This is a genomic window from Paraburkholderia sp. MM6662-R1 (assembly GCF_050436245.1).
Classification (GTDB): domain Bacteria; phylum Pseudomonadota; class Gammaproteobacteria; order Burkholderiales; family Burkholderiaceae; genus Paraburkholderia; species Paraburkholderia tuberum.
Window position 1 is genome coordinate 4,047,246 of sequence record NZ_JBNDLV010000001.1, and the last position, 24,472, is coordinate 4,071,717.

General features: G+C 65.5%; 18 protein-coding genes. 14 read left to right on the top strand and 4 right to left on the bottom strand.

Annotation, left to right across the window (positions count from 1 at the left end):
• Nucleotides 1–133: 133 nt before the first annotated feature.
• From OKW39_RS19195 to OKW39_RS19235, 9 genes are all read left to right on the top strand, one after another.
• Nucleotides 134–1,567 carry a PLP-dependent aminotransferase family protein gene (locus OKW39_RS19195; RefSeq protein WP_090800892.1) on the top strand — a complete coding sequence of 478 codons (1,434 nt, stop codon included), beginning with the start codon at nucleotides 134–136 and terminating at the stop codon, nucleotides 1,565–1,567.
• Between the two features lie 48 nt (nucleotides 1,568–1,615).
• On the top strand, nucleotides 1,616–1,906 hold the full coding sequence (locus tag OKW39_RS19200; RefSeq protein ID WP_429563259.1) for an ArsR family transcriptional regulator: 291 nt from the start codon (nucleotides 1,616–1,618) through the stop codon (nucleotides 1,904–1,906).
• Nucleotides 1,907–2,236: 330 nt separating this feature from the next.
• Nucleotides 2,237–4,552 (top strand): putative bifunctional diguanylate cyclase/phosphodiesterase, encoded by a 2,316-nt coding sequence (locus OKW39_RS19205; RefSeq protein ID WP_429563260.1) that lies wholly within the window; start codon nucleotides 2,237–2,239, stop codon nucleotides 4,550–4,552.
• Between the two features lie 136 nt (nucleotides 4,553–4,688).
• Nucleotides 4,689–4,877, top strand: coding sequence for a hypothetical protein (locus OKW39_RS19210; RefSeq protein WP_062129896.1), 189 nt, complete (start codon nucleotides 4,689–4,691; stop codon nucleotides 4,875–4,877).
• Between the two features lie 169 nt (nucleotides 4,878–5,046).
• A complete protein-coding gene (locus OKW39_RS19215) occupies nucleotides 5,047–6,444 on the top strand; it encodes an FAD-containing oxidoreductase (RefSeq protein ID WP_429563261.1) in 1,398 nt (465 codons plus the stop codon).
• A gap of 28 nt (nucleotides 6,445–6,472) precedes the next feature.
• On the top strand, nucleotides 6,473–6,826 hold the full coding sequence (locus OKW39_RS19220; protein ID WP_429563262.1) for a cupin domain-containing protein: 354 nt from the start codon (nucleotides 6,473–6,475) through the stop codon (nucleotides 6,824–6,826).
• A 144-nt stretch (nucleotides 6,827–6,970) separates the two neighbouring features.
• A complete protein-coding gene (locus OKW39_RS19225; RefSeq protein WP_184022166.1) occupies nucleotides 6,971–7,546 on the top strand; it encodes a TMEM175 family protein in 576 nt (191 codons plus the stop codon).
• A 2-nt stretch (nucleotides 7,547–7,548) separates the two neighbouring features.
• Nucleotides 7,549–8,355 carry a hypothetical protein gene (locus OKW39_RS19230; protein WP_429563263.1) on the top strand — a complete coding sequence of 269 codons (807 nt, stop codon included), beginning with the start codon at nucleotides 7,549–7,551 and terminating at the stop codon, nucleotides 8,353–8,355.
• Nucleotides 8,356–8,363: 8 nt separating this feature from the next.
• Entirely contained in the window at nucleotides 8,364–8,852 is a 489-nt protein-coding gene (locus OKW39_RS19235) for a metallophosphoesterase family protein (protein WP_184022172.1), read from the top strand.
• Nucleotides 8,853–8,918: 66 nt separating this feature from the next.
• Here OKW39_RS19235 and proP read toward each other — a convergent pair whose 3' ends face one another.
• From proP to argA, 3 genes are all read right to left on the bottom strand, one after another.
• Entirely contained in the window at nucleotides 8,919–10,388 is a 1,470-nt protein-coding gene (proP, locus tag OKW39_RS19240; RefSeq protein WP_090800879.1) for a glycine betaine/L-proline transporter ProP, read from the bottom strand.
• Nucleotides 10,389–11,133: 745 nt separating this feature from the next.
• On the bottom strand, nucleotides 11,134–11,406 hold the full coding sequence (locus OKW39_RS19245) for an oxidative damage protection protein (protein ID WP_026225286.1): 273 nt from the start codon (nucleotides 11,404–11,406) through the stop codon (nucleotides 11,134–11,136).
• A 74-nt stretch (nucleotides 11,407–11,480) separates the two neighbouring features.
• The gene (gene argA / locus OKW39_RS19250) at nucleotides 11,481–12,869 is read right to left on the bottom strand and encodes an amino-acid N-acetyltransferase (protein ID WP_090800877.1); all 1,389 of its coding nucleotides are present in this window, start codon (nucleotides 12,867–12,869) and stop codon (nucleotides 11,481–11,483) included.
• A 23-nt stretch (nucleotides 12,870–12,892) separates the two neighbouring features.
• On the opposite strand from argA, the gene hrpA reads away from it, so the two are divergent.
• Nucleotides 12,893–17,224, top strand: a complete 4,332-nt coding sequence (hrpA, locus tag OKW39_RS19255) for an ATP-dependent RNA helicase HrpA (protein ID WP_429563264.1) — start codon at nucleotides 12,893–12,895, stop codon at nucleotides 17,222–17,224.
• Nucleotides 17,225–17,373: 149 nt separating this feature from the next.
• Here the strand turns inward: hrpA and OKW39_RS19260 are convergent, their stop codons facing one another.
• On the bottom strand, nucleotides 17,374–19,884 hold the full coding sequence (locus OKW39_RS19260) for a YadA family autotransporter adhesin (RefSeq protein ID WP_429363581.1): 2,511 nt from the start codon (nucleotides 19,882–19,884) through the stop codon (nucleotides 17,374–17,376).
• Between the two features lie 580 nt (nucleotides 19,885–20,464).
• Between OKW39_RS19260 and OKW39_RS19265 the strand changes: the two genes are divergently transcribed.
• The 4 genes from OKW39_RS19265 (at nucleotide 20,465) to OKW39_RS19280 (ending at nucleotide 24,463) form a co-directional block, all read left to right on the top strand.
• Nucleotides 20,465–21,484: a beta-propeller fold lactonase family protein gene (locus OKW39_RS19265; protein ID WP_429563265.1), complete on the top strand. Its 1,020-nt coding sequence runs from the start codon at nucleotides 20,465–20,467 to the stop codon at nucleotides 21,482–21,484.
• A gap of 90 nt (nucleotides 21,485–21,574) precedes the next feature.
• On the top strand, nucleotides 21,575–22,573 hold the full coding sequence (locus OKW39_RS19270; RefSeq protein ID WP_090800869.1) for a sterol desaturase family protein: 999 nt from the start codon (nucleotides 21,575–21,577) through the stop codon (nucleotides 22,571–22,573).
• Between the two features lie 197 nt (nucleotides 22,574–22,770).
• Nucleotides 22,771–23,604: an EI24 domain-containing protein gene (locus OKW39_RS19275; RefSeq protein WP_429563266.1), complete on the top strand. Its 834-nt coding sequence runs from the start codon at nucleotides 22,771–22,773 to the stop codon at nucleotides 23,602–23,604.
• 19 nt (nucleotides 23,605–23,623) lie between these two features.
• Complete coding sequence (locus tag OKW39_RS19280; RefSeq protein ID WP_429363583.1) at nucleotides 23,624–24,463, top strand: competence/damage-inducible protein A; 840 nt, start codon at nucleotides 23,624–23,626, stop codon at nucleotides 24,461–24,463.
• Nucleotides 24,464–24,472 lie beyond the last annotated feature (9 nt).

Consider the following 24,472-nt stretch of genomic DNA (forward strand, 5'->3'; position numbering starts at 1 on the left):
TTCGACAGGGTTTGCAGACCAATGCCGGAGATCGTACTGTGTTCCATAAACTACGTCGGGTACAGAAAATCGGAAAGAATAGGAGTACAGTTGCGCGACGATGCCTGAAGCCGCCCGAATCCACCCGAATCGCATGAAGCTCTACGAAAAACTCGCCGACGAAATCACCGAAGCCGTGCGCCGCGGTGTGTTCGCGGCCGGCGAGCGGGTTGCGTCGGTGCGTCAGGCGAGCCAGCAGCACGGCGTCAGCATCAAGACGGTGCTGCACGCGTATGCGCTGCTGGAAAGCCGCGGCATCGTCGAGAGCCGGCCGCAGTCGGGCTATTTCGTGCGCGACGCGGCCGCGCGGGCGCTCGCGCCGGCGCCCGCCGCGGCCCGCGCGGGCCGCAAGTCCGCGCCGCCGCCAGTGCCCGCGACGGTCGACGTGAGCCGGCTCGTGCTGTCGACGCTACGCAGCATCCGCGCGCACGACGCCGTGCCGTTCGGCTCGCCGTATCCCGATCCGTCGCTGTTCCCGTGGCGGCGCATCAACCAGTACGCCAACGCGATCGCGCGGCGGCACGCGAGCTGGAATCTGATCGACGATCTGCCGCCGGGCAACCCCGAGCTGATCCGGCAGATCGCGCGGCGCTATGCGGAAAACGGTCTGCCGGTCGATCCGGGCGAAATCGTGATCACGCTCGGCGCGACCGAGGCGATCAACCTGAGCCTGCAGGCGGTCGCCAAGCCCGGCGACACCGTCGCGGTCGAGTCGCCGACCTACTACGCGATGCTGCACGCCATCGAGCGCCTCGGCATGCGCGCGATCGAGGTGGCGACGCATCCGGTCGACGGCATCGATATCGACGCGCTCGCGAAGGCGATCGCGCGGCAGAAGATCGCCGCGTGCATGGTGATGCCGAATTTCCAGAATCCGCTCGGTTTCTGCATGTCCGACGAGCGCAAGCGGCAACTGGTCGAACTGCTGGCCGCGCACGAGATTCCGGCGATCGAGAACGATGTCTACCAGGAGCTGTATTTCGGCGACACGCGGCCGTCGACGCTGAAGACCTTCGACACCCAGGGGCTCGTGCTGCACTGTGCGTCGTTTTCGAAAAGCCTGACGGCGTCGTACCGGATCGGCTGGGCGCTGCCGGGGCGCTATCGCGCGCAGGTCGAGAAGCTCAAGTTCCTGAATACGCTGACGACGCCGTCGGTGCCCCAGATCGCGGTCGCCGATTATTTGCGTCAGGACGGCTACGACCGCCATCTGCGGCACCTGCGCCGCGTGTACCGGCAGCAGGCGAGCATCATGAGCGCGCTGGTGCTGCGCTTTTTTCCGGTCGGCACGCGCGTGTCGACGCCGCGGGGCGGCTACGTACTGTGGGTCGAGTTGCCCGTTGCGATCGATTCGATGCGGCTTTATCAGGCGGCGCTCGAACGCGGGATCACGGTCGGGCCGGGGATGATGTTTTCGACGCGCAACGATTTTCGGCACTTCATCCGGCTCAACTACAGCTATCCGTGGACCGCGCAGGCCGAAGCGGCGTTGAAGACGCTCGGTGAGCTGGCTACGGCGATGGCGTGACAGGCGCCACGGCGATGCAAAACGACACATCACGACAGGTAGACCGACATGGATGACGACGACATCGACCCGCAACTCGCCGCGATACTCGCGCAGCTATGGCGCGCGCATCGCGAGACACCCTGGCGCGCGTGGTCGCTCGCGAAGCTGTCGAAGCAGGCCGGCGTGCCGATGAGCAGCGTGCGGCGGCAATTGACGGCGCTCTCGGGAAGCGGTCTCGTCGATACGATGTTCCACGACGATGGCACTGGAGCCGCGTCGCTGAGCGAAATCGGCGCGCAGCTTTGCGCGGAGCTGTTCGGCACGAGCGAGGGCGGCGAGCCGTCGTCCGCCGGCTGAGCGTCCCGGCGCAACTGCCGCCGGCGCGCAATTGCGCGTCATGCGCCGCCCCCGCCGCCGCGACCGGGCGCCGGGCATCCGCCGCCGAACCAAATGGGCCGTCGCAGTCTGCCGCGGCCGGCCCAGCGTCGAGCCGCTGCGGCGCCTGCGGGCCACGAACAGACGGCGCCCGCACTGCAGTCGCCCGTCGTACCGGCATCAACCGATGCTGGCACGCCACCCCGGAGCCGTCCGCACGCGATGCGTGGCAGATTTTCGCGCTGGACTTAGCGTAAACCCCGGTGTGCCGCGTACACTAACTTGCCGATGTTGGGTTTGGGGGGCGCAACTATGCTTTGCGAAGCAACATCACGTGGCACGACGACAGCTGCGCCGGAGGGCGCCCGCTACCGGCCGGAACGGGCCGAGGAGGTACTCGCGTCCGAGCGCAGCGTATTGCGGCTGATCACCCGCAACACGCCGCTGCCCGAGCTGCTCGACGAAGTCTGCCGTCGCGCCGAGGCGCTGCTCGGCGACGGCGCGTGCTGCTCGATCCTGCTGCTCGACCCGGACGGCGTGCATGTGCGCGTCGGCGGCGCGCCGTCGCTGCCGCCCGCGTACAGCGCCGCGATCGAGGGCGCGGCGATCGGTCCGCGCGTCGGCTCGTGCGGCACGGCGATGTTCGAGCGGCGTCTGGTGATCGTCGACGACATCGAATCCGATCCGCTGTGGGAAAACTTCCGCGATTTCGCGTTGCCGCACGGCTTGCGCGCATGCTGGTCCGTGCCCTTCGAAAACGACGCGGGCATTGTGCTCGGCGCGTTCGCCGTCTACTACCGCGCCACCCGCTGTCCGACCCCCGAGGAAGAGGCGATGCTGCGCGACATCGGCAGCAGCGTCGGCCTTGCGGTCCATCAGGACGCGATGGCGCAGCGCCTCGCGCATAGCGAGGAGCGTCACCGGCTGGTCGTCGATCATCTCAGCGAGGGCATCGTCGTGCAGTCGCGCACCGGCATCGTGCTCGCCTGTAATCCGAGTGCGCAGCGCATGCTGCACGTGACACCGGAGGTCGTCGGCAGCAGCATGCGGACCGTGATGACACGCGCGTTCGGCGAGGACGGCTCGGTCATCGGCGAAGTCAACCGTCCGGTCTCGCAGGTCTTTGCGACCGGCAAGCCGATGCTCGGCGTGACGGTCGGCCTCGAACTGATCGGCGGCGAGGTCGTGTGGATCACGCAGAACGTCGTGCCGATCCTGCGGCCCGGCGACAGCGAGCCGGACTCCGTGCTGATTTCGTTTTCCGACATCGGGCCGGTGCGCGAGGCGCAGCGCCAGTTGAAGTACCTCGCCACGCGCGATTCGCTGACCGGCCTCTACAACCGCGCCTACCTGACCGAGCGGATGCGCGACCTGTTCGCGCCGCGCGCCGCCGGCCACCATGACGGCGAGCTCACCAGCGTCGCCGTGCTGTTCGTCGATCTCGACAGCTTCAAGAAGGTCAACGACACCGCCGGTCACGAAGCCGGCGACGCCTTGCTGTGCAGCGTCGCCGAACGGCTGTCGGCCTGCGTCGGGTGCGGCGACACGCTGGCGCGCGTCGGCGGCGACGAGTTCGTGATCGTCGCCAGTGCGTACGGCAATACCGGCGAGCTGATCGGCCTCGCGCACCGCATTCTGGACATGATCGCCGTGCCGTTCGCGGTGGCGGGCAACGAGTACTACCTGGGCGCGTCGATCGGCATCAGCCTGTTTCCCGAAGACGGCCAGGACGTCGCGACGCTGATGCGCAACGCCGATTCGGCGATGTATCACGCGAAGCAGCGCGGCCGCAACAACTTCCAGTTCTTCACCGCCGAGCTGAACCAGCATCTGCAGCGGCGTTTCACGATCGAACAGTCGCTGCGGCGCGCGCTCGCGGCCAACGAGCTGAGCCTCGTGTACCAGCCGATCGTCGATAGCCAGAGCGGCCGCACGATCGGTGCGGAAGCGCTGCTGCGCTGGTACAACAGCGAGCTCGGCAACGTGTCGCCGGGCGAATTCATTCCGGTCGCCGAGGATGCCGGGCTGATCGTCGAGATCGGCGACTGGGTGCTCGAGCACGCCTGCCAGCAGGTCGCGCAGTGGCGGCGCTCGCTCGCGCCGCATCTGATCGTCGCGGTCAATCTGTCGCCGCGGCAGTTCAACGACGGGCTGCTCGAGCGCATCGAACGTTGTCTTGCGCAGTCCGGGCTCGAACCGGCCGCGCTCGAACTCGAGATCACCGAGCGATTGCTGATGAGCGACAGCGATACCGTGCTGCCGATGCTGAGCGCGCTGAACGCAATGGGCGTGCGCGTCTCGGTCGACGATTTCGGCACCGGTTATTCGTCGCTGTCATACCTGAAGCGCTTTCCGCTGCATAACCTGAAGATCGACCGCTCGTTCGTCGCGGGGCTGCCCGATCATCGCGATTCGGTCGCGATCACCCAGGCGGTCGTCGCGATGGCGCACTCGCTCGGCATGAACGTGACCGCCGAGGGCGTCGAGACCGCCGAGCAGGCGGCGTTCCTGCGCGCGATCGATTGCGACAAGCAGCAGGGCTACCTGTACAGCCGGCCGGTCGGCGCGAGCGCGTATGCGCGCACGCTGTACGACGCGCAGCTGATCGGCATGGCGAAGGCGTCCTGACGCGATTGTTCAGATTGCCGAACAAGTGACTTCGCGTTGCCGCTATTTATCGGCGGCGACGCACTCCCTAAAATTCCCCCATCGAAACATTATTGGTGCGCGGTGCCGAAGCGGCGCCCCGCGTTTGGGGGTCGTCATGTCAGAGTTGATCAGAAACCAGCTTTACCGGCCAGCGGTCGTACTGCCGATGGTCGCGCTGATGCAGGTGATGGTGTCGCAGGACTTCAATCTCGGCCAGGTCGGCTGGGTGTTCGCGGCGCGCGGCGCGCAGGCCGCACTGCAACGTTCGCGCGAGTTGATTTGCGCGGTTCATTGCCACGCCTGAGATTTCCCGCGCAGCTTACGCAGTAATCCCAACTGATTTGCGCCGCCTCGCGCGCGGCGCGTGGGAAGACGGGCCGTCGCCAAAGCGCCCGCGCAATCAGACATGACATGGCAGCGCGTGGCACTAAGCGTAAGATGCTACGACCTGCACCCAGCCGGGGAGAGTTGCCATGCCACAGCACTTCGACGCAGTCGTGATCGGTACCGGACAAGGCGGTTCGCCGCTCGCCGTGCGCCTCGCTCAAAGCGGGCGGCGCACCGCGGTGATCGAACGCGCGGAGTTCGGCGGCACTTGCGTGAACGTCGGCTGCACGCCGACCAAATCCTATGTGGCGAGCGCCCGCGCGGCGCACGTTGCGCACCATGCGGCGGAGCTCGGCGTGCAGGTGGGTTCGGTCGGCGTCGATCTGGCGGCCGTGAAGGCGCGCAAGGACAGGATCATCGGAGAGTCGCGCAGCGGCGTCGAAAAATGGCTGCGCGGCACGGAAAACATCACGGTGTTCAACGGCCACGCGCGCTTCACCGGCGCGCGCACGCTCGCTATCTGCGGGCGCGACGGGGAATTGCTGAACGAGTTCAGCGCGTTCGAAATCTTCATCAACACCGGCACGCGCGCCGTCGTGCCGCCGCTCGAAGGCATCCAGCGGATTCCGTACTACACGAACTCGACGCTGCTCGAACTGACCGCGTTGCCGGATCATCTGGTGATCGTCGGCGGCAGTTATATCGCGCTCGAATTCGCGCAGGTGTTTCGCCGCTTCGGGAGCCGCGTCAGCGTGCTGGTGCGCGGCGAGCGCGTGTTGAACCGCGAGGATGCCGATTTCGCGGAGTCGGTGCAGAAGGTGCTCGCGCGCGAGGGCGTCGAGTTTCATTTCGGCGTGCAGCCGACGCGCGTCGAGCCGCATGCGCATCACGCGAACGACGTGTGCATCGGCTTCGAGCAGAACATCCCGGCCATGGAGGCGTCGCACCTGCTGTTGGCCACCGGCCGCAGGCCGAATACCGACGACCTCGGCCTCGACGTCGCCGGCATCGAGACCGACCGGCACGGCACGATCATCGTCGACGGCCAGTTGCGCACCAGCGTGCCGGGCGTGTGGGCGATCGGCGACGTGAACGGTCGCGGCGCGTTCACGCACACGTCCTACGACGACTACCAGATCGTCGCGGCGAACCTGCTCGACGGCGGCGCGCGCAGCGTCGACACGCGGATCATGACGTATGCGGTGTTCGTCGACCCGCCGCTCGCGCGCGTCGGCATGTCGGAGCAGGAGGTGCGCAACAGCGGCCGCGAAGCGCTGATCGCGACGATGCCGATGTCGCGCGTGGGCCGTGCGCGCGAGCGTGGCGAGACCGACGGCTTCATGAAGGCGCTCGTCGATGCGAACAGCAAACAGATACTCGGCGCGGCAATTCACGGCATCGAGGGCGACGAGGCGATCCATACGTTCGTCGACATCATGACCGCAGGCGCGCCGTATCCGACTTTGCAATACGCGATGCACGTGCATCCGACCATCAGCGAACTGGTGCCGACGCTGCTCGATGGGCTCAAGCCGATGCAATGAACTGCCTTGACGCTGGCGCGACACGCTGATGACAAGCTCGCTCAAACCCGCACGTAACAGCGGCAATCTTTTCGACCTCGTCGCGCAGTTGGGGACGACGCCCGAGGAGCAGGTCAACGCGCTCGTCGAGCGGGGCGGCGTGACGATCGAGCGGATCGTCTCGACCGGGCAGGCGAGTCCGCCCGGTTTCTGGTACGACAGCCCGCGCGCCGAATGGGTCGTGCTGCTCACCGGCGCGGCGATGCTCGAATTCGACGATGACCCCCAGCCGCATCGGATGAAGCCCGGCGATCACGTGCTGATCGAGGCGCATTGCCGCCACCGCGTCGCATGGACGAGCGACACCGAGCCGAGCGTGTGGCTCGCCGTCCATTACCCGTGAGCCGCGGCGGATCGAGCCATCCGCGCGGCCGGCTCTCGCGCATCGACAAATCCTCACACCATCACCGATAATCGGCAGCGGCGCGGCCCGCGCGCAAGGCGAAGGCGGGCTGTGCGCCCCACCGCATTGATCTTCGGGACTCGCATGGGCAAGGGACGCGTCGAAGCCTTCAGCGATGGCGTAATCGCCATCATCATCACGATCATGGTGCTTGAGCTGAAGGTGCCCGAAGGCCACGATCTCGCGGCGCTGCGCCCGGTCGTACCGGTGTTCTGCGCATACGTGCTGAGCTTCGTCTACGTCGGCATTTACTGGAACAATCACCATCACATGTTCCATGCGGTGCAGAAGGTCAACGGCAAGGTGTTGTGGGCGAACCTGCATCTGCTGTTCTGGCTATCCCTCTTGCCGGCCGTGACGCACTGGGTCGGCGAAAACCATCTGGCCGCGTGGCCGACCGCGATGTACGGCATCGTGCTGTTCATGGCGGCGATCGCGTATTTCATCCTGACGCGCACGCTGATTTCGCAGCACGGACACGACTCGACGCTGGCCAAAGCGCTCGGCAACGACTTCAAGGGCAAGGTCTCCGTCGTCATTTACCTGACCGGCATCGGGCTCGCGTTCGTCGTGCCGTGGGCGTCGGCCGTGCTGTACGCGCTCGCCGCCGCGTGGTGGTTCGTACCGGACCGTCGCATCGAACACGTGCTGGAGGCCTGAGCATGCTGCTCGCGCTGAAGCTCGTGCTGGTGCCGGCCTTTCTCGCCGCGCTGACGGCGGCCGCGCGCGTCTGGGGGCCGTCGGTCGCGGGATGGCTCGCGGGACTGCCGGTCGTCGCCGGACCGATCATGCTGCTGCTCGCAGTCGAGCGCGGGCCGGCGTTCGCGGCGCAGGCGTCGGCGGCGTCGGTTGCGGCGATCGCCGCATCCGAGGCATTCAATCTTGCTTATGGATGGAGCTGCCGACGCTTCGACTGGCCGCTCGCACTGGTCGCGGGCATGGCCGGCTGGCTCGGCGCGGGACTGCTGATCGTGCGGATGCCCGGCTCGCTTGGGTGGGCGCTGGCGGCGGCGTGCGTGGCCGTCGCGGTGTCGCAGAGCTGCTTGCCGCGCGCGACGGGCCATGTGCCGGCGGCGCGCGTTGGGCGCGCGGATCTGGCCGTGCGGATGCTCGCGGGCGCATTGCTGACGCTCGCGGTGACGGCTGCCTCGGCATCGATGGGCGCGGCGTGGAGTGGCGTGGTGTCGGTGTTCCCGCTGCTCGGCATCGTGCTCGCGGTGTCGGCGCAGCGTGCGCATGGCGCGGACTTCGTGGCGCTCTTGATGCGCGGCATGGTGGTCGGGCGCGGCTCGTTCGCGGCGTTCTTCGCGGTGACGGCGATGCTGCTGCCGCAGTACGGTGTGGCGACGGGGTTTGCGTGCGCGACGGTGGTGTCGGTCGTCGTGCAGGGGTTGACGCGGCGCATGCTGGCTGGGCAGCGCCGTGCCCAGGCGGTGGCGCGAGAGTTGGCGCAGCCGCAGACCGAGTGAGACTGCGCATGGCTTCACATCGCTCACCTTCGACCGCTACCCGCATCGGGCTCATCTCGGATACGCACAACCTCGTGCGTCCCGAAGCGTTGCGCTATCTCGACGGCTGCGACGCGATCATTCACGCGGGCGATATCTGCAACCCGGACGTGCTCGACGCGCTCGCGCGGATCGCGCCGCTGACCGCGGTGCGCGGCAACAACGATACCGGTGACTGGGCCGCGTCTCTACCGACGCATGCGCGGCTGACGATCCAGCAGGTGACGATTCTGGTCGTGCACGATATCGCCGAGCTGGGCTGCGTGCCTCAGCACGATGGCATTCGCGTCGTGGTGAGCGGCCACTCGCACAAGCCGTCGATCGCCGAGCGCGACGGCGTGCTGTACGTCAATCCTGGCAGCGCGGGGCCGCGGCGCTTCAGGCTGCCGGTGTGCGCGGGCACGCTGACCGTCGAAGGCGCGCAGGTTGGCGCGACGTTCGATTCGCTGCTGACGTAAAAAAGCGGGCCGGCGAATGTCGCCGGCCCGCTTCAGAAACTACGCCTGGCGTGATGACTGCGCAGGTCAGGCGCGCGCGGTCGCAGCCGCCGCGAATCGTTCATCCATTTCCTCGGCCTCGCGCTCACCGCGCAGCACCGCGTGCGCTTCAGCGCGCGTCGCGACGCACGGACCCGAGCCGAGCAGCGGCTTGCGCGCGGTTTCGCGCAGCGCGAGTACCGACACGATGCCGATCAGCGATGCGCCCATCAGGTAGTACGCGGGCATCATCAGATTGCCGGTCCGGTCGACGAGCCATGCGGTCACGAGCGGCGTCGTGCCGCCGAACAGCGACACCGAGATATTGAAGCCGATCGCGAGCGCGCCGTAGCGGATCCGGGTCGGGAACAGCGCCGGCAGCGCCGACGGCATCACCCCGGTGAAGCACGACAGCAGCACGCCGAGAATCATCAGACCGCCGAACACGGGCAGCACCGTGCCCATCCGAATCAGCAGCAGCGCGGGAATCGACAGCGCGAACAGACCGACGCAGCCGAGCAGCATCACGGGCTTGCGGCCGATCGCATCGGACAGACGGCCGGCGGCGAGCGTCATCGGCATCATCAGGATCATCACGAGCAGCACGAGGAACAGACCGTGCGTTTCGTTGAAGTGCAGCGTGGCGGACAGATAGCTCGGCAGATACGACAGCGCCATATAGTCGGTCACGTTGAAAATCAGCACGAGGCCGACACATAGCAGCAGCGGCTTCCACTGCTGCACGAGCAGTTGGCGCAACGACTGGCTGGGCAGCGCGCGGTCCTCGGCTTCGCGCTCTTCGGCCTGTTTCTTGAACGCGGGCGTTTCCTCGAGCTTCATGCGGATGTAGAGACCCACCAGGCCGAGCGGTCCGGCGATCAGGAACGGCACGCGCCAGCCCCAGGACAGCAGCGCGTCGTTCGACAGCGTCGCCGTCAGCAGCGCGACCGTGCCCGCGCCGAGCACGTAGCCGATCAGCGTGCCGAACTCGAGAAAGCTGCCCATGAAGCCGCGGCGCTTGTCGGTCGAGAATTCGGCGATGAAGGTCGCGGCGCCGCCGTATTCGCCGCCGGTCGAAAAGCCCTGCACGAGGCGCGCAAGCAGCAACAGCGCCGGCGCGAGAATGCCGATCGTCGCGTAGTTGGGGATCAGGCCGATCGCGAAGGTGCCCGCGGCCATCATGATCATCGTCATTGCCAGCACGCGCTGACGGCCGATGCGGTCACCGAGCGGCCCGAACACCATGCCGCCGATCGGCCGCACGAGAAACGCCGCGGCAAACGTGCCGAAGGTCGCAATGAGTTGCGCCGAAGGGCTCGACGAGGGGAAGAACACCTTGCCGAGCGTGACCGCGATGTAGCTGTACACGCCGAAATCGAACCATTCCATCGCGTTGCCGAGCGCCATGGCGCCGACGGCCCGCTTCAGGAGGGAGTGATCGACGACGGTGATGTCGTCGAGGGAAAGACGCTGCTCCGGTTTGTGATGTCGCCAGAAGCCGTTGCTGGAAGCGGTCAAGGTTGAAACTCCAATGACTGCGACGAAACTCGTGATGCGTTCCGCCACGGTTTTGCTGGGAAGTGTAATTTCGTGAGCAAGGCGAGGCTATTCGCGGCACCGGTTATCGGGCGGCGCAACGGATGGCGAAAAGAAGCAAACGCCCGTGCCTCGCGGTAAGTTCGCGAAAAAACACTCGACTAGATTGTGCTGACTGTTGCACCTGCGTGGCCGTGGAAGGGGGGCAGATGCATGAGGGACGCGGGGCTGGCGGGAAACTGACCCATGCGCCACTGAAGGCTTGAAACGAAAAAGGCCGGTCTTGAATTTTCCGCTTTAGGCGGGGAAACGACCGACGAGCCTTCTTGTTTAAAAACAGTTCAATTCAGGATGGCGCGTGCGCGGAAAAACACACGATGAACCAACTTGAAAGAACACGAATGAAGGTGAATTGCGGCTGAAACGAGGGCACATGTTAGCACGATGCCAGAGGATCATGCAAATCGGCGGTGCGAGGCAGAGCCCCCAATGGGACTCGATCCGTTGCGGGACGGGAGATCTGGCGGGGTCGGAATGGCCCTGAAAAACGGACCGCTTAGAACATTGGCGAGCGCTTTTTGAGGCGAAGACGACGCGAGCGGCGGGCGCGATGCGCGGCCGATGTTGGCGCGAAAAAAATCCGCGCTTGCGGCGCGGACTTTCAGGCGTGTGTTGGCTCGGTGGTTTGGGCGACGCGTTGTCTCGTGTCGTCCTCGACGAGGCAAGCTCAGGCCGACGGCGGCACGTAGCCCGACGCGGTATCCGCGCCTTCGCCGAAGAAGAACTTTTCGGTCTGCTTCATCAGGTACTGCCGCGCGCGCGGATCGGCCATGTTCAGGCGGTTTTCGTTGATCAACATGGTCTGCTGCTTCAACCAGCTCTGCCAGGCTTCCTTCGAGATACTTTCGTAGATCCGCTTGCCGAGTTCGCCCGGCAGCGGCGGGAAATCGAGGCCTTCGGCTTCCTTGCCGAGCTTCGCGCATTGAACCATACGAGTCATGCTGTGCTTCTCCTGTAATCGATGTGGGGCGGGCAGACGCCGGTTCGGATCAGATGGGGGCGATCACGAAGTACTCAAAGCTGTTTCATCAGCACGAGCGATTTGCGCTGCCAGTTATAGAGTCGGCGGCGGTCTTCGGGCAAGTCGTCGACCGTAACCTTGACGAAGCCGCGCTTCAGGAACCAGTGTTCGGTGCGCGTGGTGAGCACGAAAATGCGCGTGAGGCCGCGTGCCCGCGCGCGCTGTTCGATGCGCTTGAGCAGGCGCTCGCCGTCGCCGGTGCCTTGAGCTTCGGGCGCGACGGTCAGGCACGCCATTTCGCCGATGCGCTCCTGCGGATACGGATACAGCGCCGCGCAGCCGAACAGCACGCCGTCGTGCTCGATTACCGAGAAATGGTCGATATCGCGTTCGATCTGGTGACGGCCGCGCCGTACCAGCGTGCCGTCTGTTTCGAGCGGCTCGATCAGCGCGAGAATGCCGCCGACGTCGTCCGGCGTTGCTTCGCGCAGGCTTTCGAGGTTCTCGTACGAAATCATCGTGCCGACGCCATCGTGCAGGAACAGTTCGAGCAACAGGCTGCCGTCGAGCGCGTACGGGATGATGTGCGCACGCGGCACGCCACCGCGGCAGCCGCGGATCGAATGCTTCAGGTAGAACGCGGCGTCGCCGGTCACTTCGCCGCTTTCGTGCAGCTTGTAGGCGTCGTCGAGCGACAGTTCGCGGATCAGCTCGGTGCCGCTTTCGCCGGTTTCCATCAGGCCCGGCGTTTCGGTCAGGAACACGATCTTGTCGGCGCGCAGCGCGATCGCCGCGGCCGAGGCCACGTCTTCCATCGACAGATTGAATGCCTCACCGGTGGGCGAGAAGCCGAGCGGCGACAGCAGCACGAGCTTGCGGCTCGCAAGCGAGTGTCGGATCGAATCCGCGTCGATCTTGCGCACGAGGCCCGTGTGCTGGAAGTCGACGCCGTCCAGAATGCCGACGGGGCGCGCCGTCACGAAGTTGCCCGATACGACGCTGATGTGCGCGTGCGCCATTGGCGTGTTCGGCAGACCCTGGCTGATCGCGGCTTCGATGTCGAGACGCACTTCGCCGGCCGCCTCCTTCGCGGACTCGAGCGCGCGCGCGTCGGTGATGCGCATGCCGTGTGAAAACTCCGATTCGACGCCGTGCAGGCTCATCTGCTCCTCGACCTGCGGGCGCGAGCCATGCACGAGCACGATCTGGATGCCCATTGCCTGCAGCAGCGCGATGTCGGACACGAGCGCATTCAGCAGCCCTTGATGCACCACTTCGCCGCCGAAACCCACGACGAATGTCTTGTTTCGGAACGCGTGGATATACGGGGCGACGGAACGCATCCAGTCGACGAATTGCGCGTGCTGGGCGAGGGTTTCCGGCGAGTCGGCGGGGGCCGGGACGCTCGCGGGCGCGGGGACGAGGTCGGTTTGGGAATTCATGCCGGGGATTATAATGCGCCCCCATGTCGAATGTACCCAAAAGTCCCGCTGGGGCGAACGAGAAACCGGCGTCGGCCGGCGAGCCGGCCAACCCCGGCGATACGATGCGCCGCCCAGCGCAGGATGCGAAACCCGATCAGGCGCGTGACGCGCGTCGGGGGGCGGGCGCGTCTGTGCGAAAGGTGCCGCCCGAAGGGGGCGGTGCAGGTCGAAAAGGTCGCGAAGAGCACGCTGGCGCGCGTGACGAACGGCGCGATGAATCCCGCGATGAATCGGATGACGCGTCTGGTGCGAAGCGGGGCGGTGGGGCTCGTGGCGATCAACGTCACGGACTGCGCGACAAACAATCGGGCGAGCCGCGCAAGGAACAACCTCGCGCGCCGCGCGAAGCGCGGCCGTCGCGGGTCGTCGAGCCGAATCCGATTCCACCGGTCACGTTCCCCGAAGCGCTTCCTGTCTCCGGTCGTCGCGACGAGATCGCGCGGGCGATCGCGGAGAATCAGGTCGTGATCGTGTCGGGCGAAACCGGCTCGGGCAAGACCACGCAGTTGCCGAAAATCTGCCTCGCGCTTGGCCGTGGTCTCGGTGCCGGCGGCAATGGTCTGATCGGCCATACGCAGCCGCGCCGGATCGCCGCGTCGGCGACCGGGCGCCGTATCGCCGAGGAACTCGGCACGCCGTTCGGCGAAGTGGTGGGATACAAGGTGCGCTTCAACGACAACCTCGCGCCGGGCGCATCGGTCAAGCTGATGACCGACGGCATTCTGCTTGCGGAAACGCAGACCGATCCGCTGCTGAATGCCTACGACACGCTGATCATCGATGAAGCACACGAGCGCAGCCTCAACATCGATTTTCTGCTCGGCTACCTGAAGGAGATTCTTCCCAAGCGTCCCGACCTGAAGCTGATCGTCACCTCGGCGACGATCGACGCCGACCGTTTTGCGCGTCATTTCGGCAGCGACGACAAACCCGCGCCGGTGATCGAAGTGAGCGGCCGGATGTATCCGGTCGAGGTACGTTACCGTCCGGTCGTCGAGGACAGCCCGGCGGTCAAGGCGGCGCAAGGGACCTCGGGTGCAACCTCGTCTGGCCGCGAGCGCCCGAAGACGCAGCGCGAGACTGATCGTGATCTGATGGAGGCGATCGTCGACGCTGTCGACGAACTGTGCCGCGAAGGCCCCGGCGACGTACTGGTATTCCTGCCCGGCGAGCGCGAGATTCGCGACGCCGCCGAGGCGCTGCGCAAACATCATCCGCCCCACACGGAGATCCTGCCGCTGTTCGCGCGGCTCTCGGCCGCCGAGCAGGAGCGCGTGTTCCGCGCGTCGAACGCGCGCCGCATCGTGCTCGCGACCAACGTCGCCGAAACTTCGCTGACGGTACCCGGCATCCGCTACGTGGTCGACACCGGCCTTGCGCGCGTGAAGCGCTACTCGTATCGCAACAAGGTCGAGCAGTTGCAGGTCGAGTCGATTTCGCAGGCCGCCGCGAACCAGCGCGCGGGGCGTTGCGGCCGGGTCGCCGATGGCATCTGCATTCGTCTGTATGAGGACAGCGACTTCCAGGGCCGCGCGCGCTTCACCGATCCGGAAATTCTGCGCTCGTCGCTTGCTTCGGTGATTCTGCGCATGAAGTCGCTGCATCTGACGGCGATCGAAACCTTCCCGTTTATCGAACCGCCGCCGGGCCGTGCGATTTCCGATGGCTACCAGTTGCTCAACGAGCTCGGCGCCGTCGACGACGACACCCACCTGACGCCGCTCGGCCGCGAACTCGCGCGACTGCCGCTCGATCCGCGCGTCGGCCGCATGATCCTCGCCGCGCGCGACCAGCAGGCGCTGAAGGAAGTGCTGATCATCGCGAGTGCGCTGTCCGTGCAGGACCCGCGCGATCGCCCGATCGAAGCGCAGGAGCAGGCGGACCAGGCGCATCGCCGGTTCGCCGACGAGCGCTCCGAATTCCTGCAGTGGCTGAAGATCTGGAACTGGTTCGACGAAGCGATCGCGCACAAGAAATCGAACCGGCAACTGCAGGACGAGTGCCGCAAGAACTTCCTGTCGCAACTGCGGCTGCGCGAATGGCGCGACGTCCACTCGCAGCTGCTGACGGTGGTGCGCGAGCACGGCTGGCGGCTGAACGAAGCGGAGGCAACATTCGAGCAGATCCATCTGGCGCTGCTGACCGGTCTGCTCGGCAACATCGGCCTGAAAGCCGACGACGAGCCGTACTACCTCGGCGCGCGCGGCATCAAGTTCTATTTGTGGCCCGGCTCGGCGCTCGTGAAAAAAGCAGGCAAGTGGGTGATGGCCGCCGAGCTCGTCGAAACGAGCCGTCTGTACGCGCGCTGTATCGCGAAAATCGAGCCGGAGTGGGTCGAGAAGGTCGGCGCGCATCTGCTCAAGAAGTCGTTGTCCGAGCCGCATTGGGAAAAGCGCGCGGCGCAGGTGTCCGCGTTCGAGCGCGCGATGCTGTACGGCCTGCCGATCTATCACCGGCGGCGCGTCGCATTCGGCAAGCAGGACCCGGCGCGGGCGCGCGAGCTGTTCATTCGCGGTGCGCTCGTCGAAGGCGAGTTCGACACGAAGCTTGCGTTCTTCGCGCACAACCGCAAGCTGCTCGCCGACATCGAGCAGCTCGAGCACAAGTCGCGCCGCCAGGACGTGCTGGTCGACGACGAATTGATCTACGCGTTCTATGATCAGGCGCTGCCGGACGGCATCCATACCGGCGCCGCGTTCGAGCGCTGGTATCGCGACGAGGTCGAAAAGAGCGGCCAGGCGGAGGACAAGCTGCGGCTGTTGTATTTGTCCCGAGACGATCTGATGCGGCACGAGGCGGCGGGTGTCACGACGGATCTGTTCCCTAAGCGGCTGACGATGGCGGGCATCGAGATGGCGCTGACCTACCACTTCGAGCCGGGCACGCCGCGCGACGGCGTGACGCTCGCAGTGCCGCTGTACGCGCTGAACCAGGTCGACGCGCGCCGCTGTGAGTGGCTCGTGCCCGGGATGCTGAAAGAAAAGGCGCAGTTGCTGCTGAAGTCGCTGCCGCAAAAGCTGCGTCGGCATTGCGTGCCGCTCCCCGAGTACGCGGCGGGCTTCACCGAACGGCACGGCGCACAGCGCTTCGGAGGAGGAGGCTTGCTCGAGGCGCTGATCGCCGACCTGCGCGAGCAGACCCAGGTCACGATGAAGCAGTCCGACTTCAAGCTCGAGACGCTGCCCGCGCATCTGTTCATGAACTTCAAGGTCATCGACGAACATGGCCGGCAGCTCGCGATGGGGCGCAATTTGTCGCAACTGCGCGCCGAGCTCGGCGCTCAGGCGCAGCAGCATTTCCAGAAGCTCGTTTCGGGCGCGGCGGGCGCCGCCTTGGCCGACGCTGGCGGCGGTGTTGCGGCACCTGCACGCTCTCCAGATTTGGCTCAGAGCGGCGCGTCGCGCGGCAAGGGCGCGGCCGCGCCGCAACCCGCGACACCCGAAGGCGCACCGGCCACCGCGCTGTATGAAAACCTGACCACGTGGAATTTCGGCAAGTTGCCCGAGTTGCTCGAAATTCGTCGTGGTGGTCAGACGCTGTTTGGCTACCCGGCGCTCGTCGACCGTGGCACCCATTGCGACGTCGAGGTGTTCGATTCGCCGGAAGAAGCCGCGCGGATTCATCGGGCGGGCTTGCGTCGGCTCTTCGCGCTGCAGTTGAAGGAGCCGATCAAGTATCTGGAGAAGAATCTGCCGGGCCTGCGCGAAATGGCCATGCAGTTCATGCCGCGCGGCACGCAGGAGGAACTGCGCGATCAGCTGATCGACACCGCACTCGACCGCGCGTGTCTGCAGGATCCGCTGCCCGACGACGATGCGAGCTTCCATGTCCGCCGCGACGAAGGGCGTAGCCGCCTCACGTTGCTCGCGCAGGAAATTTCGCGGCTGGTCGGTCAGATTCTTGGCGAATACGCGAGCCTGACGAAGAAGCTCCTGCAGGCGAAGCCATTCGCGGCCGCGTACACCGATCTGCAGAATCAGCTCGATGCGCTGATCGGCAAGCGTTTTGTCGTCGATACGCCGTATGCCCAACTCGCACATTTCCCGCGTTATCTGAAGGGGATGGCGCTGCGTATCGACAAGCTGCGCGCGGACGCCATACGCGACGCGCGCCAGTTCGCCGAATTCCAGCCGCTGCTGCAGCACTATCAGCGCGCGGTGTCGCAGCGCGGCGGCGTCGTGGATCCGCGGCTCGCGGAATTCCGCTGGCTGCTCGAAGAATTGCGCATCTCGCTGTTTGCGCAGGAGTTGCGCACCCCGATGCCGGTTTCGGTGAAGCGCCTGCACAAGGTGTGGGAGTCGATGCAGCGCTAAAGCCAGGGCGCTCGCTCGCGGACGCTGGACACTGGGTGTGCACCGCGGCCGATGAGCGGGCCCGCGCACCGGTGCGCGCGGGGTACACCGAGCGTCCTCAGAGCGCCGTCGCGGCCGGACTCGGTCCGATACGTTCGCTCGAGCTGATTTCACCAATGCATCCCCGCGCCGATCGATGCGCCGAACTGTCGGCGAGAGTCGGTGCTGCCTTGGACCTTGTAGATCCATTTGCCGGTGTCCGACAACTGCGACACGCTGATTGCGAGCGCAGATTGACCGCCGTACGTGCCACCCGCCATGGCGACCATGCCGTGTCCCGGCAGCACCGCTTGCGGCAAAGCTGCCATTGCGAGCGCCGATGCCGTGCCCCCGTAGCTGTCCCGGCGGGCGGAGCGGATCTGGTCGTCGGTATAGCGATTCGACGCGCTGATCGCGCCGCTCACGCTTTGCTGCAACTGATTGACGTTGACCGCGTCGGTGCCTCGTACGCCGGCCGCGACGTTGGCGATCTGGCGTTCCTGGCCCGCCGCGCCAACCGATACCGTGTTCGCTCGGTCGGCGACGGAGCCCTGGCCTAACGCCACCGAGTTGTCGGCGCTCGCGCTGGCTGCGGCACCGACCGCCGTCGCGTTGTTGCCGCTGGCGATGGCGTTCGCTCCGATGCTTGCCGCGTTGGTGCCGCTTGCTTGTGCATTCGCTCCGACGGCAATCGCGTTCGTGCCGGCCGCCTCTGCGTTCGCACCCTCGGCGACCGTGTTGACGCCGCTCGCCCGCGCGTTCGCCCCGGCCGCAATCGCGTGCGCGCCGGACGCCTGCGCGCTCTCAGTCGCGCTATCGCCTGCCGCGCTGAACAACGCGTCGGCCGAGCCGATCGTCGCGTTATTGATCGCGCCTTCGAGCGCCGCGTTCAACTGACCGAGGTTGACCGCGTCGGACGCCTGTACGCCGTCCGCGACGTTGTGGATGACGGTGCCCTCCGTGGTATCGCCGCCGAGCGTAACGCTGTTCCGGTTGATGCTGCCGTCGGCGTTCGTGTCGTACATGACCGCGCCGTCGAGCTTCGCTGCGGTCGCGCTGCTCTGGTCGCTCACCGCTTTCAGCTGGGCGACGTTGACCGCATCGGTGTCGGCGGTGCCAGCCGCGACGTTGGTGATCTGGCGCTCGTTGCCCGTTGAACCGACCGACACGGTACCCGCGCGATCGGCGATCGAGCCCTGGCCGAGCGCGACGGAGTTTGCAACTAGCGCGCTCGAGTTAGATCCGAGCGAAAGTGCGTTGTCGGCGGCTGCGCTGGCACCGGAGCCGAGCGCGAGGGCGCCGGCGCCGCTCGCCGTGGCGTTGGAGCCGAGCGCCGTCGCACCGGAGCCGTAGGCCGACGCTGACGCGCCCAGCGAGGTCGCGTCGGCCGTGCCGGCGACGGCGCCCGCGCCGATCGCGGTCGAGTCGGTTGCGCTGGCGCTGGCGCTGGTGCCGAATGCGGTTGCGTTGCTGCCCATAGCGCTGGCGTTGCTGCCCGCGGCAAGCGCGTGCGTGCCGTCTGCGAGCGCCTCGTTGGAGCCGTCGACCGGGTCAGCAGCGCTGAAGTAATGCAGCGCGCTGCTTTGAGCGAGTGCATCGACCTTGTTGTCGACCGCGCTCAACTGGCTCACGTTGACCGCGTCGGTGGGCGCGGCGCCCGCGGCGACGTTGGTCAGGCGACGCTCGTTGTTCGCCGAGCCGAGCGAGACTTCGCCCGTCGCGCTGGAGGCCGCGATCGGGGTGGCGCCCGTTCCCACGGGCACAAACGCGCTTTGCGACAGGTCCGTCGTGGTGCTGGCGTTGGCGCCTAGCGCGACGCTATTGTCGGCGCTCGCGTTTGCGTTGCTGCCGAGCGCGATCGCGCCGGCTCCCGCGGCCGTTGCGCCGAAGCCGATTGCGCTGGCGTAGGCGCCGCGTGCCTGCGCGGCAACGCCGAGGGCGATGGCGCCGACGCCGCTGACGACGGCATTACTGCCAAGCGCGACGCTCGAGTCCGCGAGCGCCGAGGCCCATGCTCCGGCGGCGAGCGAGTTGGCGCCTCCGGCCTGCGCGACATAGCCGAGCGCGGTCGATCCGATGCTGGTTGCCGTGGATAGGGAGCCAAACGCGGAGGCGGCCGAGTCCGCCGCCATTGAACCGGAGCCCGCTGCGACCGAGTCGACGCCAAGCGCCGACGCGTTCAGACCGACCGCGGTCGCGCGTTCCGCTTGCGCATTCGCATAAGGCCCGAAGGCGCTCGCGCCTTCGCCTTGTGCCGAAGAGGAGAGGCCCATGGCGACGGCGCTATCGCCCTGTGCCGTGGCGTTCGCCCCTACCGCGATCGCGCCGTCGTTTTGCGCGTTCGCCTGCGAGCCGACCGCCAGCGATGAGTTGCCGCTTGCGGTGGCTTGTGCACCTATCGCGACCGCGAAGTCGCCGGGCGCGCTGGCCGTGCCTACCTCGACGGAATCGACGCCGGCGCCTGTCGCTTCCGTGACGTAAAGGGCCGCCGCCGCTATTGCAACACCCGCGGTACTTCGAACCGCCCGGGCGATGCTTTTCTGGCGCGCGGAAGCACGGTGTGTTTGCAGGCAGGCAGTTCGCCGTGCTGCGACTTTTATTTGAGACGTGGTATGGCGAATTATCGAAATATTCTTGTTCATCAATTAAAAATCCTCCGCATTATTGTAGTTGGTGGCACGCAGCGCGTATTCCGACTTTGACGTCAAGTTATTGCCTGGTGGGTTTGAAAATATTGAAAATACAAAAACGCCGGTCATTGGTAAGGCTTGCGTTATTTGGCCGAGCGCGCGTCAGCCCGGCGATGTACGCTCGGGATTCATGGGGGAGGCGTTACCGGGGCGGCGCGTATGGAGAATTCTCCGATGTCCGCGTGCAATCCAGATATCAGCAAACTCCGAAATTCAATCGGGCTAAAAAATATATTAATACGGCTAGGTTTTTATTGATAAGGAAAGAGGATTATTCTTATTGTTCCCGATAATCATTTGCGCGATTTTAACGTGTGGCTGATGCATGATTGACCCTGACAGGGAGAGCACATTGATTCCTCACTCGAAAACCCGCGGCGCGAGCATCAAACCGAACGTGGCAGACGAAACCTCCCGCTCGCGGCCGCGCTTCATCGCACCCGTCATTTTTCGGTCGTCGCCAGTGACTTACGTCAACCGCCCGGACCGGCAAACGTTCTACAATGACCGTTGTTCTCCGAAGCGAGTTTTCATGCGTAAATTTTTTCTTCCCGGCTTGAGTGCCACGTTCGCCGCGACCGCGGTGCTGGTCGCCGCCGCAGGCTTTTTTTCTCCGGCGGCGCACGCCAATAACGTGATCGTGCTCAATTCCGGCGAGGCCACGCTGAGCCTGATCGACGAGAACAGCCACCAGGTCATCGGCACCGTGCCCACGGGCAAGGAACCGCATCACCTGATGGCCACGCCGGACAATTCCTCGCTGATCGTCGCCAATTCGGTGTCGAACAGCCTGATGTTCGTCGATCCGAAGACGGGGCAGTTACAGCGCTGGGTCGAGAACATCGAAGATCCCTATCAGATCGGGTTTTCGCCTGATCGCAAGTGGCTCGTCACTACGGGACTGCGGCTCGATCGACTCGACATCTATCACTACGACAACCCGAAAAACCAGATGACGCTGGCTTCACGGCTGCCGCTCGCGGTGATGCCGAGCCACATGGCGTTCTCGAATGACAGCAAGACGGTGTTCGTCTCGCTGCAGATCTCGGGCGAGCTCGCTGCCATCGACCTGCCCACGCAAACCGTCAAATGGAAGATGAAGGTCGGCAAGGTGCCCGCGGGTCTGTGGATGACGCCGGGGGAAAAGTACCTGCTCGTCGGCATGACCGGCGAGGACTGCGTCGCCGTGGTGGACTGGCGCAACCAGAAGATCGTCAAGACGATTCACACGGGCAAGGGCGCTCACAATTTCCGCTCGCTCGCCGACGGCAAGCATGTCGCGGTGTCGAACCGCGTCGCTAGCACGATCAGCATCATCGACGAAGACACGCTCACCAACGTCGGCGACATCACCGGCCTGATGCCGGGACCCGACGATATGGAACTTTCCGCCGACAAACGCTATCTGTGGGTGACCTTCCGCTTCGCGAAGCACGTTGGCATCATCGATCTCAACACGCGCAAGCTGATCCAGACCATTTCGGTGGGCCGCTCGCCGCACGGCATTTATTTCTTCGACCGCGCGCCGGTGACGGCGCCGAACGGCGCTTGAGGGGCCTGAGGGCGCCCGACAGTGCCTGAGGGCAACAGGGCAGAGCCAGGACGCCACGAGCCACCAAGGATGAAGTAACAGGCCAGCATCATGTTCCATCTGATTTTCTCCTCACTCGACAGCTTCGTTTCAGCCGCGCAGACGTGGCTGTACGTCGACGTGGTGCAGCCACTGCTGTTCCGGTTCAATCTGATGGACTACGACGAGGACACCTACGACAGCCTGTACTGGGTCATCGTCGGTGTGCTCGAGGTGCTCGCGATGTACGCGATCCTGCGTCCGCTCGAGGCGCTGCGCCCGGTCGAGCAATGGGAGAACCGCAAGGCCGTGCGCGTCGACGTGCTGTACACGTGGATCGCCAAGCTCGGCATTCTGAACCTGTTCTTTTTCTTCGCGCTGCAACCGTTCTTCGACAACGTGCAAGGCTGGCTTCGGCTGCACGGCATCGCGAACCTGAACTTCGACAACCTGTGGCCCGGCGTGACCACGCAGCCGCTCGTCACGTTCGTCATGTATCTGCTCGTACTCGATTTCGCCGGCTACTGGTATCACCGCTGGCAGCACCGCTTCGGCGTGTGGTGGGAGCTGCATGCGGTACACCATAGCCAGCGGCAGATGTCGCTGTGGTCCGACGATCGCAACCATCTGCTCGACGATCTGCTGCAGGCGTCGTTCTTCGCGATGATCGCGCTCGCAATCGGTGTGCCGCCGTCGCAGTTCGTCGTGCTGGTCGCGATCACGAATCTCGCGCAAAGCGTGCAGCACGCGAACATCCGCCTGTATTACGGCTGGCTCGGCGAGCGGCTGCTCGTCAGCCCGGCGTTCCACCGCCGTCACCACGCGATCGGGTACGGTCATGAAGGGCTCAATTACGGTTGCAATTTCGGCGTGCTGTTCCCGTGGTGGGACATGTTGTTCCGCAGCGTGTCGTGGAGCCGCGATATGGAGCCGACCGGTATCAGCGATCAGCTCGAAGGCCGCCGCTATGGCGATGGATTCTGGGCGCAGCACTGGTTCGCCTTCGTGCGCATCGCGCATCGCCTCGTATCGAAGCGCCGCGCACCCGGCAACGACACCGCTGCCGTTTGAGTCGGTTCAGAGTCCGTTCTGAGTCCATTGCGGATCCATTCGAGCGCGCACTTTGCCGCGCTGCTCACTTCCGCCGGCGGCGCGTCCCTTGGTTTATGCTGTGCACGTTCGAGCGCACCCTCCAGTGCCCCTGCATGCCTGGCCCGGGCGCGGCGCGATTTTCCCGTCCATCGTTTCGTTCGCAGGCACTGGCTCGCATGAATGATCTGTTGCGCTCGTTTGGGCGCGCACTCGCAAGCGCGTTGCATCCGCGCATGCTCTGGCTGACCTTCAAACCGTTTATCGTCGCGACGGTCGGCTGGGGCGTACTCCTGTGGTTCTTCTGGCAGACGCTGACCGGCGCGACCCGCACCTGGCTCGACGACTGGTCTTTCACCGCCACGCTTTATCATCTGTTCGACGTGCTCGGTTTTTCGACGCTGCACTCGGTCATCGCGCCGTTCATCGTGATTGCGATGGCGATCCCGCTGATCGTCGTCACGGTGCTGCTGCTGATCGCCATGCTGTCGATGCCGGCCGTGATCCGCTTTCTCGCGGCCCGCCAGTTCGCCGGGCTGGAGTTGCGCCGCGGCGGAACGTGGTACGGTAGCCTCGGTCAAGCGCTCTGGACCACGCTGCTGTGTCTGGCGCTGCTGATCGTCACGTTGCCGCTGTGGCTCGTGCCGCCGTTCTTCGCGTTGATTCCGCCGCTGCTGTGGGGATGGCTCACGTATCGCGTGATGACCTACGATGCGCTCTCGTTGCATGCGACGCGCGACGAGCGGCGCGAACTGGTGCGGCGCCACCGGCTGCCGTTGCTGCTGATCGGTATCGTGAGCGGCCTGCTAGGTTCGCTGCCGACGCTGTTGTGGGCTTCGTCGGTATGGCTGATTGTGCTGTTCCCGGTGATCACGACGGTGACGATCTGGATTTACGCGTTCATCCTCGTGTTCTCGGCGCTATGGTTCGGCAACTACTGCCTGCGCGCGCTGCAGCGCATGCGGGCGGAAGCGCCTGGTGGCGCGCGCGAGGTCGCGCCGGTTCCCTATTGATCAAACTAAAGAGGCGGCAATGGCATTTGGCGTCATCATCATCGGCGATGAAATCCTCTCGGGCAGACGCGTCGACAAGCATCTGCCGAAGGTCATCGAGTTGCTCAGCGGGCGCGGGCTATCGCTCGGCTGGGCGGAGTACATCGGCGACGATCCGGAGCGCATCACGGCGACGCTGCGGCGCACGTTCGCGTCGGGCGACATCGTGTTCTCGACGGGCGGTATCGGCGCGACACCGGACGACCACACGCGCCAGTGCGCGGCGGCCGCGCTCGGCGTGCCGCTCGAGCTGCATCCGGAGGCCGCGAAGCTGATTCAGGAGCGTATCCGCGACATGTATCCCGCGAACTCGCCGGCGCCGCTCGATCTGAACTCGGCCGAGAACCGGCATCGCCTGAATATGGGCACGTACCCGCAGGGCGCCGACATCATTCCGAACGGCTACAACAAGATTCCGGGCTTTTCGATCCGCCAACACCATTTCGTGCCGGGTTTCCCGGTGATGGCCTGGCCGATGATCGAGTGGGTGCTCGACACGCGGTACGCGCATCTGCATCACACGACGCCGCACGCTGAAAAATCGCTGCTGGTGTTCGAGTTGCCGGAGTCGCGCGTGACACCGCTGATGGAGAAAATCGAGCGCGATTTTCCGGGCGTGCGGGTGTTCAGCCTGCCGAGCGTAGGGGATGCGGAGCGCGGCGGCGTGTATGCGCGGCATCACATCGATCTGGGTGTGAAGGGTGAACCGGAAGCCGTCGCCGCGGCGTTCGTGAAGCTGCGAGAGGGGGTGCATCTGCTCGGTGGCGATATCGTCGAGCCTGAAGCGGCGGCGGCAGCAGCGGCCACGGGTAAGCCGTGAAGCTGAGCG